Annotated in this window: 13 protein-coding genes; 5 read left to right on the top strand and 8 right to left on the bottom strand. The window is 47.9% G+C overall.

What is annotated here, in order from left to right:
- Positions 1 to 12 precede the first annotated feature (12 nt).
- Entirely contained in the window at positions 13 to 669 is a 657-nt protein-coding gene (gene pdeM, locus OL444_RS07990; RefSeq protein ID WP_264733747.1) for a ligase-associated DNA damage response endonuclease PdeM, read from the top strand.
- A gap of 35 nt (positions 670 to 704) precedes the next feature.
- Positions 705 to 1,607 carry a histone deacetylase family protein gene (locus OL444_RS07985; protein ID WP_264733748.1) on the top strand — a complete coding sequence of 301 codons (903 nt, stop codon included), beginning with the start codon at positions 705 to 707 and terminating at the stop codon, positions 1,605 to 1,607.
- Here the strand turns inward: OL444_RS07985 and OL444_RS07980 are convergent.
- Entirely contained in the window at positions 1,601 to 2,239 is a 639-nt protein-coding gene (locus OL444_RS07980) for an ABC transporter ATP-binding protein (RefSeq protein ID WP_264733749.1), read from the bottom strand. The genes OL444_RS07985 and OL444_RS07980 overlap by 7 nt on opposite strands.
- Positions 2,240 to 2,378: 139 nt before the next feature.
- Here OL444_RS07980 and OL444_RS07975 point away from each other — a divergent pair, with 139 nt between their 5' ends.
- Positions 2,379 to 2,600 carry a DUF2795 domain-containing protein gene (locus OL444_RS07975; RefSeq protein ID WP_012794455.1) on the top strand — a complete coding sequence of 74 codons (222 nt, stop codon included), beginning with the start codon at positions 2,379 to 2,381 and terminating at the stop codon, positions 2,598 to 2,600.
- A 173-nt stretch (positions 2,601 to 2,773) separates the two neighbouring features.
- Here OL444_RS07975 and OL444_RS07970 read toward each other — a convergent pair whose 3' ends face one another.
- The 5 genes from OL444_RS07970 to OL444_RS07950 all read right to left on the bottom strand — a co-directional run bounded on the left by OL444_RS07970 (position 2,774) and on the right by OL444_RS07950 (position 9,080).
- Positions 2,774 to 3,586, bottom strand: a complete 813-nt coding sequence (locus tag OL444_RS07970) for an enoyl-ACP reductase FabI (protein ID WP_264733750.1) — start codon at positions 3,584 to 3,586, stop codon at positions 2,774 to 2,776.
- Between the two features lie 130 nt (positions 3,587 to 3,716).
- The gene (gene recN / locus OL444_RS07965; protein WP_264733751.1) at positions 3,717 to 5,375 is read right to left on the bottom strand and encodes a DNA repair protein RecN; all 1,659 of its coding nucleotides are present in this window, start codon (positions 5,373 to 5,375) and stop codon (positions 3,717 to 3,719) included.
- Between the two features lie 48 nt (positions 5,376 to 5,423).
- A complete protein-coding gene (locus OL444_RS07960; protein WP_264733752.1) occupies positions 5,424 to 6,881 on the bottom strand; it encodes a tetratricopeptide repeat protein in 1,458 nt (485 codons plus the stop codon).
- A 348-nt stretch (positions 6,882 to 7,229) separates the two neighbouring features.
- The gene (locus OL444_RS07955; RefSeq protein ID WP_264733753.1) at positions 7,230 to 7,982 is read right to left on the bottom strand and encodes a zinc ribbon domain-containing protein; all 753 of its coding nucleotides are present in this window, start codon (positions 7,980 to 7,982) and stop codon (positions 7,230 to 7,232) included.
- 3 nt (positions 7,983 to 7,985) lie between these two features.
- On the bottom strand, positions 7,986 to 9,080 hold the full coding sequence (locus OL444_RS07950; RefSeq protein WP_264733754.1) for a Nif3-like dinuclear metal center hexameric protein: 1,095 nt from the start codon (positions 9,078 to 9,080) through the stop codon (positions 7,986 to 7,988).
- Between the two features lie 59 nt (positions 9,081 to 9,139).
- Between OL444_RS07950 and OL444_RS07945 the strand changes: the two genes are divergently transcribed.
- Positions 9,140 to 10,651: a carboxypeptidase M32 gene (locus OL444_RS07945; protein WP_264733755.1), complete on the top strand. Its 1,512-nt coding sequence runs from the start codon at positions 9,140 to 9,142 to the stop codon at positions 10,649 to 10,651.
- 80 nt (positions 10,652 to 10,731) lie between these two features.
- Here OL444_RS07945 and OL444_RS07940 read toward each other — a convergent pair whose 3' ends face one another.
- Positions 10,732 to 11,418, bottom strand: a complete 687-nt coding sequence (locus tag OL444_RS07940) for a rhodanese-like domain-containing protein (protein WP_264733756.1) — start codon at positions 11,416 to 11,418, stop codon at positions 10,732 to 10,734.
- Positions 11,400 to 11,999 carry a methyltransferase domain-containing protein gene (locus OL444_RS07935; RefSeq protein WP_264733757.1) on the bottom strand — a complete coding sequence of 200 codons (600 nt, stop codon included), beginning with the start codon at positions 11,997 to 11,999 and terminating at the stop codon, positions 11,400 to 11,402. The genes OL444_RS07940 and OL444_RS07935 overlap by 19 nt, the downstream gene beginning before the upstream one ends.
- A 137-nt stretch (positions 12,000 to 12,136) precedes the next feature.
- Between OL444_RS07935 and OL444_RS07930 the strand changes: the two genes are divergently transcribed.
- Positions 12,137 to 16,999 (top strand): PKD domain-containing protein, encoded by a 4,863-nt coding sequence (locus tag OL444_RS07930; RefSeq protein WP_264733758.1) that lies wholly within the window; start codon positions 12,137 to 12,139, stop codon positions 16,997 to 16,999.
- The last annotated feature ends 39 nt before the right edge of the window (positions 17,000 to 17,038 follow it).

Below are 17,038 nucleotides of genomic sequence, written 5' to 3'. Positions count from 1 at the left end.
AGTTAAAAATCTGTGGAGACAGTGACAGGGGAAATATTTTACTTTCAGGAACAACACTGGCACCTGTTGCCCGAACGGGTGATTTTTTGGGAAGAAGCCAACACTTTTATCCTTTCAGATCTGCATCTGGGGAAAGCAACGCATTTCCGGAAAGCCGGTATTGCCGTACCGGCCGGGATGGTACAGGAAGACCTGTTCCGTCTGCAACAGCTGATTACCCGGTATACGCCCGCCCGTATTATCATTGTCGGAGATATGTTTCATAGCCAGGAAAACAGTGAAGTACAGTATTTCCGGATCTGGCGGCAACAGTTTCCTCACATCCGTATCGATCTGGTGAAAGGCAATCATGACATTATGCCGGAGGAAATATATACCCGGCTGGAGATACATACCCATCCATCGCTGACCATCCATGACATCCATTTCATGCATGAACCATGTGAAGACAGTAACGGCTACCGGTATACTTTTTCCGGCCACCTGCATCCGGGTGTGGTGATGGCCGGCGCCGCCAGACAACGGCTGCGTTTACCCTGCTTTTATTTTGGCCGGCATTGCGGCATTTTACCCGCATTCGGACACTTTACCGGCCTGGCCACCCTTGACCCTTTACCGGGGGAGCCCGTGTTTGTAATCGCCGAAAAATCGATTATCCGGGTACAATAAGCGTATTTATTCAGGAAGATGACTGTATATTTTTTATGAAGATTGCCTACCATGATATTTATACCCACCCGTTGCCGGCCGATCATCGTTTTCCGATGCTCAAATATGAACTGATGGCCACCCAGCTGCTGCGGGAAGGTATTATTACGGAAGACCTGTTATTTACACCGGAACCGGCGCCAGAAGAAGTTATCCTGCTGACCCATACGCGGGAGTACTGGCATAAGCTGCAACAACAAACCTTGTCTGACCGGGAGCAACGGCGTATCGGATTCTTACAGTCGCCGGCCCTTACACAACGGGAAATTGTGATTACACAGGGTACCATTGACATAGCGCTGCATGCACTGGAACAGGGGATCGGGTTTAATATTGCCGGCGGCACGCATCATGCTTTTGCAGATCACGGCGAGGGTTTCTGCCTGCTGAATGATTTTGGGGTTGCCGCCAATTACCTGTTGCAGCAAAAAAAGGTAAAACAGTTGCTGGTAATAGACCTGGATGTACACCAGGGCAATGGTACAGCCGCTTTGTTCGCTCATAACGCCAACGTATATACGTTTAGTATGCATGGCGCCCACAACTATCCTTTCCACAAAGAAACTTCCGACTGGGATATTCCGTTGCCGGATGGGATGACTACCGATGCTTATCTGGTAGAACTGACCGCAGCCCTGCCGGTACTCATTGACCGGGTAAAGCCGGACCTGGTATTTTATCTGTCAGGCGTGGATATACTCGATTCTGATAAATTCGGGAAGCTGAAAGTAACGGCAGCAGGTTGCCGGCAGCGTGATGAGCTGGTATTTCAAGCCCTGCAGCAAAGAGGCATCCCCTGTGCAGTAGCCATGGGTGGCGGTTATGCCACCCATATCAAAGATATTGTGAATGCCCATTGTAATACCTTCCGGGCAGGTATGGATATTTACGGTTACTGAATCAGGGACTGACCCGCATCGGCGATAATCCGGCCGTCTTTCATGACCAGCTGCCGGTTGCTCAGCGGCGCCAGTTCTTCATTATGCGTAACAATGATAAAGGTTTGCTGCAGCTTATCCCGCAGTTCCAGGAACAGGTTATGCAGTTCCCGCGCATTCCGGGAATCGAGGTTACCGGTAGGCTCATCTGCCATCACCACATCGGGATTGTTGATGAGGGCACGTGCTACCGCCACCCGTTGTTGTTCTCCACCGGATAAAGCATTGGGCTTATGTTCCAGCCGTTCTTTCAAACCCAGGGTTTCCAGCAGAAATATAGCCCTTTCCTTTACCTGACGCTGACGGTTACCCGCTATATAGGCAGGAATACATACATTTTCCAGTGCCGTGAATTCGGGCAGCAGGTGGTGAAACTGGAAAATAAAGCCAATATGACGGTTCCGGAAATCGGCCAGCTCGTTGCCGCTCAATCCGGTCAGATTGACATCATTCAGCCAAACCTCCCCTCCGCTGGGTGTATCCAGCGTTCCCAGGATATGTAACAGGGTACTTTTACCGGCGCCGGAAGACCCTACGATAGTAACAATTTCACCTTTACTGACAGTAATATCAACTCCCTTCAGGATGGGCAAGTTGGAATAATTTTTGGTAACATTGCGAGCGGTTAGCATAACCCAAAGAAAAGTAATTAACCAATAAAATAGTAAAAGTTGTTTATTTCAAATTAAATAATACTTTTGCGGAAAATTAAAAAATAAAAATTTTAATAAGATGTACTGGACATTAGAATTAGCTTCATACCTGGAGGACGCTCCATGGCCAGCTACTAAAGACGAACTTATCGACTACGCCATTCGTTCCGGTGCACCGATCGAAGTAATCGAGAACCTTCAGGAGCTGGAGGATGAGGGAGAAATTTACGAGGGGATTGAAGATATCTGGTCTGATTATCCATCGCAGGATGACTTCTTCTTTAACGAGGACGAATATTAGACAGAACGTTCGTTGTTCACGCGCTCCCAGGCATCCCATGCCGGATAACACATTTAAGCCGCTCCTGAGAGGAAGCGGCTTTTTATTTTGTATCCTGTTGATACCGGCATCGGGCAGTGTGTTTACAACACGTTGAACTTCCCGCTTCCGGTATCAAAAAAAGAGGATAATGATTATTTTTCCATCTGATCAATCACAGGCTTGGAAACTCCGGTAAAGGAGAAACCACCATCATGATACAGATTCTGCATGGTTACCATTTTGGTCAGATCAGAGAACAGCGCCACTGCGTAATTGGCACATTCGTCTGCTGTAGCATTACCCAATGGGCTCATATGTTCTGCATAGGAGATAAAACCGTCAAAACCTTTCACACCAGCACCGGCAGTGGTTCTAACCGGAGACTGAGAAATGGTATTCACACGGATCTTTCTGTGGGTACCATAGTGGTAACCGAAGCTGCGGGCAATAGATTCCAACAGGGCTTTGGCATCAGCCATTTCACCGTAGTCAGGGAATACACGTTGTGCAGCGATATAAGACAGCGCAATCACAGATGCCCATTCGTTGAGTGCATCCAGTTTATAAGCTGTTTGCAGCACACGGTGCAATGACATCGCTGAGATATCGAATGTTTTATGATTAAAATCGTAATCCAGGTCAGTATAGCTTCTGCCTTTACGGATATTCATACCCATCGCCACAGAATGCAGTACGAAGTCGATTTTACCACCAAAATGTTCCATGGATTTGTTAAACAGGTTTGACAGATCATCCATGTTGGTTACATCGGCAGGAATTACCGGCGCCTTACAGGTTTCTGCCAGCTTGTTGATCTCACCCATACGCAGGGCAATAGGAGCATTGGTAAGCACAATTTCAGCGCCTTCTTCCACACAACGCAGTGCAGTTCTCCATGCAATAGACTTATCGTCCAGTGCGCCGAAGATAATACCTTTCTTCCCTTTTAATAAGTTATGAGCCATTTGGTCAAAAATTAATTTCGGCAAAAATAGTCGTTATAGTTGAAAAAAAAAGCTATCCGGTACGGCGACCAGTGATAGCTTTATCATTTACATATGGTAGGTGGCGCGGCAAAACACCTGCCGCCTGTTATCATATACCAACTGCCAGCATCTCCCGTGCATTCTCCAGGGCAGCAGCGGTTGGTTTTTCTCCACTCAGCATCTGCGCAATCTTGTTCACTCTTTCTTCCTGCGACAACAACCGTACACTGGTCGTTACTTTATCTGCCTTCGCATCCTTGTACACAAAATAATGTGCATCTGCCTTGCCTGCAATCTGCGGCTGGTGCGTAATACAGATGATCTGGTGCGCTTTGGCCAGGTCTTTCAGGATCACACCCACCTGCCGGGCAGCTTCTCCGGAAATACCGGTATCTATCTCATCAAAAATAAGCGTAGGTAAGGCAACAGATTGTGCCACCAGCGATTTAATACACAACATCAAACGACTCAATTCACCACCGGAAGCTACTTTCCCGACAGGTGCAAACTGATTGCTCTTATTGGCATCAAACAGGAATTCAATAGTATCCTGTCCGAAAGGATTTAATTCACCGGGTATAATATCCGCTCTTAAGCGGGCATTAGGCATACCTACCTGTGCCAGCAGAGTATTCACTTTCTTCTCAAACGGCGTAGCTTCGGCCTGTCTGGCAGCCGTCAGCACCGCTGCCATTTGCAGCAATCCTTCCTGCAACTGCGCCTGTTCTTTTTCCAGGGTAGCGAGTTGTTCGTCCAGGTTCAGCACACTTTCCACCTTCACGGTCAGGGCATCTTTTATCTGCAGCAACTCATCTGTTTGTTGCACCCCGTGTTTCTTAAACAACCGGTATCCCAAAGTAAGCCGTTCATTCACCAGCTCTATGCGTTGGGCATCATACTGCACCTGGTCATTAATGTTTTCTATTTCTTCTGCAATATCCTGCAGTTCCACATAGGCCGACAATAAGCGGGCGGCTACACCAGGCATATCTTTATGAAAAGAAGACAATCCCTGCAGGGAAGACTGTAGTTGCTTTAGTTGCTGCAGGATAGGCTGCTCATCTTCTTTCAGCTGGAAATAGGCCCGGTTAAGGCTATTCTTGATTTCTTCCGCGTGACTGAGGAGTTGCAGTTCATTGTCCAGGTCTTCCACTTCATGTGGGGCAAACCCCGCTTCCGACAATTCATCCAGCAGGAAACGGTTGTAATCCAGTTCTTTATTGGCACTGTCGCGGCTATCCGACAGTTGTTTGTATTGTTTCTGTACCTGTACATACTGCTGATAAACACCCTGATATTGTTGCAGGGCAGCAGGTTTATTCACCAGTGCATCTATTACTTCCCGCTGAAAATCTGAATTACCCAGATCCAGGGTATCGAATTGCTGGTGCAGGTCTACCAGATAGGTACTCAGTTCAGACAGCTGCGAAATATTGACCGGCGTATCATTTACGAAAGCCCTGGATTTGCCGGCAGCACTGATTTCCCGGCGGATAATCAGCTGGTCTTCCAGGTCCAGTTCATGCTCCTGAAAAAACGCAGCCACCTGCGATTTCTTCACTTTAAAGAGCCCCTCAATAATACACTTCCCGGTTTTATCGAACAACACACCCGGATCGGCTCTTTCTCCCAGAATCAGGGAGAGGGCGCCCAACAGGATGGATTTACCCGCACCGGTTTCTCCGGTAATCACGTTCAGGTTACCTGAGAAATCAACATCCAGGTGTTCAATAATGGCGTAATTCTTAATTGTTAATCGCTGTAACATAAGTAAGGAAATTCGTAATTATTCCTCCTTCTCCTGTCCGGGAACTGCTTACAGGCCGTTTACACGTTGTATGCCTGCTTTGGCCCGCTGGTCAAGGGAATTTTTATAATCATGGCCTTTCATGTCCAGACATTGCTGGTAACATTGAATAGCTTTGGCTTTATCGTGACGCTTTTCGTAAATATAGCCCATTTGCAGGGAAGCACGGGCAGCATAATATTCCGGCCGGTTGCTTCCCACTTTAATAGTCACTTCATACATGGCAATCGCCTTGTCATCCTGTCCGGTTTCATCATAGATACGGCCCAGGCGATAGGCATATTCCAGTTTATCTTCAATGGCTGTAAAATCAGCCGCTTTTTTTGTCAGTAATAGTTTCAGGGCTTCTGTAAAGTAGCCGCCATCACTCTGCAACCGCACTCTCAGTAAAAAAGAATTGGGCCATTTACCGCTTTTAGCCTCCTTCAGGGCTTGTTTATCGGCATCTGTTTCCGTTCCTCCTCTGGTCAGAATCATGTCGCGGTACTTATTGGCTGCGGCCTGATTACCTTCCAGGTAATAATACCAGCTTAACCGCTGTAAACATTCTTTCAGGTAAAACCGGCCTTTGAAATTATTGACAAACCGCTCCAGGTATACATGTGCATCACTGTCGAGCCGCGTCAGTTTCAATAACCCCATTACATAGTTATAGTACTGGATATCGGCGTATTGGGCAGTATCGTTACGGTCTTCCAGCACTTTCAATCCCACGGCGGCTTTCTGGTTATTCAGGGCCAGGTTGGCCACCATCAGGGCAAAGAGGTAGTTATTCTTTGTATCCAGCTGTTTACGGTGCAGGAACTCCCAGGTATCTTCCGGTTTGTTCACGATAAACAACATCAGGTAACAGTAGTAATAATAGGATTCTTCCCGGAACATTTTCGCCTCTGCCGCATTGCTGTCGATGAACGTATTGACGTTGGCCATCCCCTGCTTGATACTTCCTTTAAGTCCCAGTATATTGGTAATCCACTTGTATCCTTCCGGAATGGTGCCGAAAACCGTTTGCATGGTACCCAGCAGGAGGTAGTTGGGCATAAAGTCCGGAAAACGTTTCTGGTTATCTTTCAGCATAATATATGCTTTCCGGATTTCCCAGGTGGCGTCCCATTTTTCGTCGTACTTGATTTTAACCAATGCCCACTGAAACTTGATAGCTGCCTGTGTATAAAGATAATAAGGAGAGTCAGGAGAACCTTCAGCCATTTTATTCAGGCGGAAAGAACGCAGGCCTCTTTTACGGGAGTATTCCGCGGCATCTTCATTAAAGAAGAGCGGAAAGAAATCTGCGTAATTATCCAGAAAATAGGGCGCCAGGTTATCAGGATGCTCTTTCTTTTCAGCCTCCAGCAATGCTTTGCCGGCATTCAGCCGTAATTGCATAATGGCTTCATACGCTTGTTCACAACGGCTGTTAAAATCAAATACGGGTTGTCTTGCACTCACTCCTAACCACAGACTCATCAAAAGGACCAAAGAAAAAATACTACGCATACGGGCAAAATTCCTGAAATTAAGGCCAAATCTCACATAACCGGTTCACAAATCCCAATAACAATTCACAATTTTTAAAGTTGCTATGCCCATCCAATTTCCTGCCACAAATTAAAAGAACTACTACGCATGTAACCTGCGCAAAAGACGTCGGGAGCAAAGCTAATATATTTAGTAAAACAAAACTAAATAAATTAGTATATATTTTTTTATGGGAGAAGACAGGGGAAACAGCGGGGAACAAAAAACCGTTTAAGGCATTTACTCCGGTAGGAATAAACAGCTTAAACGGCTTTAAAGATGTCTTACTTAATATGCTTAGATCGTTACGGTAGCTTCCAGGTCGTTATCCACGAGGATACGGCCGCAGTGCTCACAAACGATGATTTTTTTGTGCTGACGGATTTCTGCCTGACGCTGAGGAGGGATCGCATTGAAGCAACCACCACAGGAATCACGCTCTACGGTTACCACAGCCAGACCATTACGGTAGTTTCTGCGGATCTTTTCGTAAGCTCCCAGTAAACGGGCATCTACCTTGGTACGGGCATCTTCACTTTCTTTGCGGAAAGCTTTCTCTTCTTTATCCGTTTCACTGATGATCTTTTCCAGCTCACCTTTCTTGTGTTTCAGGTTGGATTCTTTATCAGAAACTGCTTTTTTAGCCATTTCCAGTATCCGGCCTTTCTCTTTTATTTCCTCGTTGGCATCTTTAATGTGCTTCTCAGCCAGTTTAATCTCGAGTGTCTGCATCTCCATTTCTTTGGTGATAGCTTCAAACTCGCGGTTGTTCTTCACATTATCCTGTTGCTTTTCGTACTTCTTGATCAGCGCTTCCGCATCTTTGATGGCTGCTTTCTTGCTGGTAACGAAGTCCTGGATACCTTTCATCTCATTTTCGATGTGAGACTGACGGGTGTTTAAACCTTCGATCTCGTCTTCCAGGTCTTTCACCTCCATCGGCAACTCCCCTTTCAACACCTGGATACCATCCAGTTTGGAATCAATCTTCTGTAACCTGAGTACAGACGCTAATTTTTCTTCAACGGAGTATTCTTTTACGGTTGCCATGTATTATAAATAATTTACCGGGTTTGTTATAATCGTAGATTTAAGAGGCGCAAAATTACGGAATTTTTCAGTCAATATATGATAAAATAATTCCACTGTAAACTGCTCGCTCTCAAAATGTCCTATATCAGCTATAATTAATTGATTTTCAGCATCAAAAAACTCATGATATTTAAAATCTGAGGAAATATAGGCATCTGCTCCGGCACTGATAGCCCGCTTTAACAGAAAACTACCTGCGCCTCCGCATAGCGCCACCTTCTTTACCGGCCGGCCCCGCAACGGCGTATATCTCACACAACCCGTCTGAAACTGCTGCTTTACATATTGCAGGAATGCCTGCTCTTCCATGGCTTCCGGCAGGGTACCGATCATTCCCGAACCCACCTGCTGATAAGCATTATCCAGGCTGACCACGTCATATGCCACCTCCTCATAGGGATGACTGTTTAACAGCGCCTTGATAATCCGGCCTTCCAAATATACCGGAAAAATTACTTCCAACTTTATTTCTGCTTCAAAATGTCTTTCCCCGGGGGTACCTACATAAGGAGTTGTACCGGCCGCCCCCTTGAAAGTGCCCTGTCCGGCAGCGTTAAAGCTGCATTCCCCATAATTGCCGATATTACCTGCCCCCGCGGCAAATAGGGCCGTCCGTACCGCTTCGGCATGCGCCTCCGGCACAAAAGTGTATAACTTTTTGAGCAAGCCCCGTTTCGGCTGCAACACCTCGCAGTTTTCCAGTCCCAGCTTCCCGGCCATCTGCGCACATACCCCGTTACGCACATTATCCAGGTTGGTATGGGCAGCATATACCGCTATATCATGTTTAATCGCTTTAATAGCTACCCGCTCTACGTAATTGTTGCCGTTGATCTTTTTCAACCCGCCAAAAACAATCGGATGATGCGCAATCACCAGGTTACACCCACGGGCAATAGCTTCGTCTATCACCGCCTCGGTAGTATCCAGGGTCAACAACACATTGGTGACCTCCCACTCCGCATTACCAAATAAAAGCCCGGCATTATCGTAGCTTTCCTGGTATTGCAAAGGCGCAAAGTCTTCTATAACTGCAATAATTTCTCTTATTTTCATAGTTGTAAAAATAAAGGGTTCATACCTGTCATCCATTAAATTTGCTAAAAAATTACCGCATGTCCGAAAACAAAGCTACCATAGCATCATATAACGACTACCAGACGAAGCTGCAGAAAATAGCAGATGTAAGAAACACACTGGCTGTATTGAGCTGGGACCAGGAAACCTACCTGCCCGAAAAAGGCGCGGCATTCAGAGGACAACAAATTACCACCCTCAGCACCATTGCCCACGAAATGTATATCGCTCCCGAACTGGAACAGCTGCTGCAAACCCTGCACGGCGCCGAAGGACTGGACGCCATACAAACAAAGAACATCGCTCTTTCCAAGGAAGATTATGATAAAAATAAAAAATACCCGGCAGCCTTTGTAGCGGAAATGTCGCAGGTGACCAACGAGTCTTACCATGCCTGGATAAAAGCCCGCAAAGCCAACGACTACAGTCTCTTTGCGCCTTCCCTCACGAAAATGATTGCGCTCAAAAAACAGGAAACTGATATTCTCGGCTATGAAGGCCATCCCTACAATGCCCTGCTGAATGAATACGAGAAAGGCGCCGATGTAATTCAGCTCGACAAAGTTTTCAACGATGTAAAAACGGCCCTGTCTCCACTGCTGGCACAGATTGAACAAAAAGCACCGGTACAGAAAGATTTCCTGCACCTGCATTATCAACGCGACCGCCAGTGGCAGTTTGGCATCGACCTGCTGAAAGAAATGGGCTATGACCTCACTGCCGGCCGGCAGGATATTTCAGAGCATCCGTTTACCACCAGTTTCAATCCGCAGGATGTACGCGTTACCACCCGCATCGATGAAAATGATTTTGGCAACATGACGTGGAGCTGTATCCATGAAGGCGGCCATGCCTTGTACGAACAGGGGCTCCCGACCGCACAATACGGCCTGCCCTGCGGAGAAGCAACCAGCCTGGGCATCCACGAATCTCAGTCACGACTATGGGAAAATAATGTAGGCCGCAGCCTGGGTTTCTGGCAGCATCAGTATCCCCGCCTGCAACGGTTGTTCCCTGAAAACCTGAGCGCCGTACCGCTTTCCGGCTTCTATCACGCCATCAATAAAGTACAGCCTTCCCTCATCCGCACCGAAGCCGATGAACTGACGTACCATTTTCATATCATGATCCGTTATGAAATAGAAAAAGGATTGATGGATGGCAGCATTGCCGTAAAAGACCTGCACCATACCTGGAATGAATACTACCGTCAGTACCTGCATGTTACCGTACCGGATGATGTACACGGCGTATTACAGGATATTCACTGGTCACATGGCAGCTTCGGTTATTTCCCGACCTATTCCCTCGGCAGCTTCTATGCAGCACAATTTTTTGCAGCTGCACAGCAACAGATAACAGGCCTGGACACCGCCATTGCAGCTGGTGACTACAGTTCTTTATTACAATGGCTCCGCCAACACATTCATCCTTTCGGCAGGTATTATACCTCCAATGAATTGTGCGCCAAAGTAACCGGCAAGCCACTGGAATTCGGTTACTTCCTGGATTATGCGAAGAAAAAATACAGTGATATCTACGGGTTGTAATCCGTAGCAATAAAAGAGGAAGGATGGCTGACCAGCATTACTTGCCGGCAACCATCCTTCCTCATTCGTTATTAGCTGTTTTAGCGTTGTAAAGCTTCCGTCAGCACACGCAATTCCACCACTCCCTGTTTGCGCCACACTTCTTTTCCATCTTTATACAAAATAAAAGTAGGTAGCCCTTTCGCATCAATCGCCTTCATTAACTCCACATCATTGCCCCCATCTACTTTCACCAATGTTACCTGTTTATTTTCGCGGAGAAACTTTTCCAATACCGGTTCCATTTGCCGGCATGGCGGACACCAGGTGGCGCCGACATCGGTTAACACCCAACCCTTTTGTTGAATCGCTTTTTCATAGGTGGCCACACTCATCTGCGGCTTTTTCTCACTTACGCCGGTCAAAGGTTCTCCGGCTTGTTTCCAGGCGTTGATACCACCTTCCAGTTCCACCACCTGCTGAAAACCATTTTCCCGCATCCATCTGGCAGCAGCGCTGCTACGGCCACCACTGAGACAGTATACATATACCGGTTTGGTTTTATTCAGGTACTGTACCCGTTCATTGAATTCCGTTTTTTTTGTATAGTCGGCCTGCAGGGCATCAGGCAGATGACCGGTATTAAATTCTCCGGCGGTACGTACATCAAACACCTGAATACCCGGTTGTTGTATCCCTTTGGCAAAGGTCACCGCATCCACACTCGTTTGCTGTTGCGCCAGCAATGTGCTGCTACTCAACAACAAGGCTAATAAGAATCTGTACATGTGCTGATTATTTTCGGTATAAAGTTAATAAACAACTCTGCGCCCTGTCTGGCCGGATGAGAATTATAACAGGGAGCCAGTGTTTTAATATCAAAATAAGGATCAAAAAGCGCCCGGTATTCCGCCTCATTCCCTCCAAAGGGCGGGCCTTCCTGGGTAAAATCACGGTTGAACAATACGCCCACCAGATGCCCTTCCGGCTTCAGCAGCCGATGCATATGGGCCACATAATCAGGCCGCAGGGCCGGATCAATGGCACAGAAAAAAGTTTGTTCCAGTATCAGGTCATACTGCCCTGCATGTACAAAAAAATCTTCTTCCACCACCTTCACCCGGGTGTATTTAAACTGCTCCTGTAATTTTTGTATAAGCACCGGCGCTATATCCAGCACCGTTACATCACCGAACGCCTTCTCTGCCAGATAAGTAGCTTCATAACTGTTGCCTCCTCCGGGAACGAGTATACGAAGATCCCGGTTGGGTAACTGTTCAATATACTCCTGCAACGGTGGTGATACCCGTCCCATATCCCAGCCGGTAGCGCCATTAATATATCGGTCATTCCAGTATTGACTGTCCATGTAGCGGTTTGTTTTGTGCTAAGTTACGGCCATTCAATCACATAGATAAAAGCACCGTATTTACAAACATTATTACTAATTTCATGCCCGGAATACACCTATGAAACTGCCTTGTTCCGGGCCTATACCTAGCCAACATGAATCACCTGTCATCTTATCTGTGGATTGTTTTCAGACATGCCATTTACTGCCTGTTATTACTGGCAACACTTTCTGCCTCCGCGCAGACCGTGGCCGTATCTGCCGATAAAACAGGAGGATGTCCGCCATTTTCCGTTCAGTTCAATGCAGCTATCGACAATGGTTATCAAAGCATTGAGTGGGATTTTGGCGTAGGCGCCAACGTTAGTAATACCACTACGCCTTCCCGTATATTCCAGACACCCGGTACCTACCATGTGAAATGTACGGTTACCTATCCCAATATGATAATTACCCGGCAAATAGACATTACGGTCTACAATAAACCAGTGGTGAAATTTACAACACCCGCTACCACCGGATGTATACCCTATGCTACTACCTTCAGGGATCAGTCACAACCCGGCGATGGCAGCATCGTATCCATCGACTGGGATTTTGGAGATGGCTCCGGCGCCATCGGCGCCAGCGTACCCCATACGTTCTCACAGCCCGGTACCTTTAATGTGATCAGTATTGTTACCAACAGCCGGGGCTGTAAAAGTAACAGCGACCCATTTCCCCTGAAAGTACAGGATGCACCACAGCCGGCCTTTACCGCCGACAAAACCGAAAGCTGTACCGCCCCGCTGGCCGTACATTTTTTCAATACCACCGTTAACAACAGCACCGATCCCATTACCTATACCTGGGACTACGGTGACGGCACTACGGGAACAGACGGCATACATACCTACACCAAAACAGGCACCTATACTGTCACCCTCACGGCTACCACCAGCGGTGGTTGTAAAAAGGTGTTATCCAAACCAGCCTACATCGTTATTCAACCTATTAAACCATCCTTTACAACATCTTCCCTTTGCGCCGGACAGGACATCACTTTTAAAAATACCACGCAGCCACAGCCAGATGCGGTTACCTGGACTTTCCCTGATGGTACTACGGCAACCACCACAGATGTCACCCGGCAGTTTCCTGCCGGCGGTGATTACCTGATAAAAATGCGGGCCCGGCTGGGCAACTGCGTAGAAGAAACACAACAATTACTACACCTGCTGCCTGCCCCACAGATCAATCCGGTAGCCTCTCCGACCACCGCCTGCATGGTACCTTTTACGACTCAGTTTCAGGCGCAATCCAAAGATGCCACGCAATGGACCTGGAACTTTGGCGACGGTACTACCTCTTCGCTGGAGAACCCCACACACACCTATACCCGTGAAGGGATCTATGATATTAAACTCACCGCTACCAACGGTAACGGCTGTACTAAAACAGTAAACCTGCCCGGCTATATCCGGATCATCAAACCGGTACTGACCATCCAAACCAGCGCGATGACCGGTTGTGTACCATTATCTGTTGATTTTAAAGCATTGTTGAATATCACAGAACCCATTGTCAGTTATGAATGGGATTTCGGTGATGGCAGCACTGCCACCGATGCAGCACCTACCCATATTTTCACTAAAGAAGGTACGTTCACAGTCACCCTGCGCATCCGCACGGCCAGTGGCTGCGTGGCTACCGCTACCACGCTGATACAAACCGGTACGTTGCCGGTAGTAGACTTCACGGCTACGCCACTCATCTCCTGTGCTAAAGATCCCATACAGTTTACCAATTTATCTAAGCCCCGCGGTACTTCCTGGCTGTGGATCTTCCCGCAGGATAACAGCACCAGCACAGAAGAAAATCCCAACCATCATTTTGGGGAAATCGGTAATCATGATGTGACGCTCATTGTTACCAACAATGGTTGCCAGGCACAGCTGACCAAACTGAAATATATCCGGATACTGCCACCTATTGCACACTTCAATACAGCGCCGGACTGCGTGGATCCTTATCACCGTAAGTTCACAGACGGCTCCAATTTTGGTCCCGATCCTACGCTACCTAAAAGCTGGAAATGGGAGTTTGGAGAAGACGGCGCTACCTCCACCGCACAACATCCGGATTTCACCTACAAAACCACGGGGCCTAAAGTGGTAAAGCTGACTATCGACAATGGCTTCTGTACCTCTACCTATACCGAAACCATTCAGATCATTGATGAAAAGCCCGTGATTACAGCCGATAAAGCCAATATTTGTATCAATGAAAAAATAAACATTACCCTCGGGCCACTAAAGCCGGAAAATATCCGGACCTATACCTGGGACTGGGGCGATAACTTCCAGGAAACCCTGCCGGGTAACAATTTCAACCCTGCTGATGGCAGATCTCATCAGTATAGTAAAAGTGGTACCTACACCATTACGTTAACTATCACTGACATGAACGGCTGTATCCGTACAGCGCCGTCTGTACAGGTAACCGTAAACGGGGCGGTACCGGATTTCGATTTTACCGGTAAACGTTGCAAGGACGAGACTTTCACGTTCACCGACAAAAGCACAGTGAATAGCGGAAACCAGATCACCCAATGGAGCTGGGATTTCGGCGATGGCAGCCCCGCCTTGCAATACAATACGCCGCCGGCAGTTATTCAACACAACTACACTAACGTAAACGACTATACGGTAAAATTAACCGTTACAGATAAATTTGGTTGTACGTTGCCCATACAAAAGGTGATTCGCTTCGACAGGGTAAAAGCAGATTTTATGATACCTGTGAATATCGCCTGTCTGAATAAACCTTTTGTATTTTCGGATCAGTCCACAGGTACGATCGCAGATTATGCGTGGGATTTCGGTGACCTGACTACCGGTACTGGTAAGATGCCTTCGAAAACCTATACCAGCTCCGGCACCTACAGCATTACGCTGAAAGTAACGACCAGCGGCGGTTGTACCGATGCTATCACTAAAACCAATGTGATCCGGGTGCCTGATCCGAAAGCAAAATTCACCATCCCGGATAACCTGGATCCTTGTCCGCCGGTGAAAGTGGCATTTACCAATCAGTCTACCGACTATGAAAGATCCGTCTGGGATTTCGGTGACAACGGTACTTCTTCGCAGAATGATCCCGATGAGCATATCTATGTACGCAGTAAAACCTATCAGGTAACACTCACAGTATATGCCGAAGGGGGTTGCAGCAGCAGTGCTACTTTACCAGTGACAATCAAAGGACCGGACGGCAGTATGAAAAGTACACCCACCCAGGGTTGCGTACCATTAGCCGTTACCATCAGTGCCGAAGCAGTGAAAACAGCACAATACATGTGGGACTTTGACGACGGAGTAGTAGTAACGACCACCACGCCAACAGCTCCCGCACACACCTATACGAAATCCGGTATTTATTACCCACGGGTATCCCTCATCGACGACCAGGGCTGCTCCGTACCGGCTATGAATAAAGATAAAATCATTGTAGACCAGGCGATTGCCGATTTCACCATAGACAACAGCCAGGCCTGCGGCGGCGGTATTATCCGTTTTACCAATCGCAGTAAAACACTCACCAAAGATTCCTTGGCGTTAGACTTTACCAACAGCTGGGATTTTGGCGTACCGGGAGATGCAAACAATCATGCGACTACGCCCAATGCCACATTCGACTATACCCGCCCGGGTACCTACCGGGTACAGCTGGCCGTTACCAGCGCCTACGGCTGTATCAGCGATAAAATATTATCCCTGGCTATTCCTCCGCAACCGGAAGCCGCCATTTCCCCCATCGCACCCCTGTGTGTAGCGGGTAAAATCCAGCTGACCGGCAGCGACAACAAGTACGTACCTGGCACCAAATGGCAGTGGAAAGTAGCGCCAAATCTGGTATACAACGATCCCGTACCACCGGAAATCACGCTGGACAAAAGCGGCACCTATCCGGTATCGCTCACCATCACCAACGACGATGGTTCCTGTCCCAGCACCGCTACCGCCAGCATGATCGTACATCCGGCACCGTTACTGCAACTGGCGCCGGCCACCGCTAAAATATGTCTGGGCGGCAGCTTACAGCTGCATGCCAATACTACAGGCGCCGTAACCGTACAATGGACCGATTACAATATATCAGATCCCGCCAGCAAAGACCCACTGGTGAAACCCGCTGTCAATACCGTATACCAGGTGAAGGCGACCAACGAATTTGGTTGCACGAATACCGGTAATATACCCGTTACCGTAGTACAGCCTTTCCACATCTATGCCCTGGATGCAGAAGTATGCGCCGGAAAAAGTGTACAGCTGCTGGCCGGTGGCGCCCTGTCTTACCGCTGGATTGCCGGCAAAGGATTGGACCGTACGGATATACCGGATCCGGTAGCCACCCCGGATAATACAACCACTTACCAGGTAGTAGGCTATGATAATGAAAGCTGTTTCACCGATACGGCATTGGCGAAAGTACACGTAAGAGAAGCACCCACCGTCAACGCGGGTCCCGACATGGAAATTCCTACCGGTACGGTGATCCCCCTGCCGGTGACCGGCAGTGCGGATATTATCCAAACCACCTGGACCCCGCAAACAGGGCTCAGTTGTTTTTCCTGCCTGGCACCTACGGCAACGCCGCTACGTAATACCACCTACAAGGTGACGGTTACCAACCGCTTTGGCTGTGAAAGCAGCGATGAAATCTCCATCCGGCTGGTTTGTACGATTAGCAGCTTGTTTATACCCAATACCTTTTCACCCAATGGCGACGGACAAAATGATATCTTCTATATCCGGGGCAGGGGTATGCAGCGCATCCGTACCTTCCGGATTTTCAACCGCTGGGGACAACTCATTTTTGAACGGGCCAATGTCAACACCGAAGACCCTTCCCAGGGCTGGGATGGTAAATTCAAAGGCACGCCGCTCAATCCGGACGTATTTGTATACTACGCAGAGGTGATCTGTGATACCGGCGAATCTACCCTCCTGAAAGGGAATGTAACATTGATCCGATAAGCCCGTCTGCCGGCGGTTTCAGGCCGCCGGACGATTGGA

The organism is Chitinophaga nivalis (genome assembly GCF_025989125.1).
GTDB lineage: Bacteria > Bacteroidota > Bacteroidia > Chitinophagales > Chitinophagaceae > Chitinophaga > Chitinophaga nivalis.
Note: the sequence above shows the minus strand (reverse complement) of the source record. Positions and strands in the feature narration are given on the sequence as shown.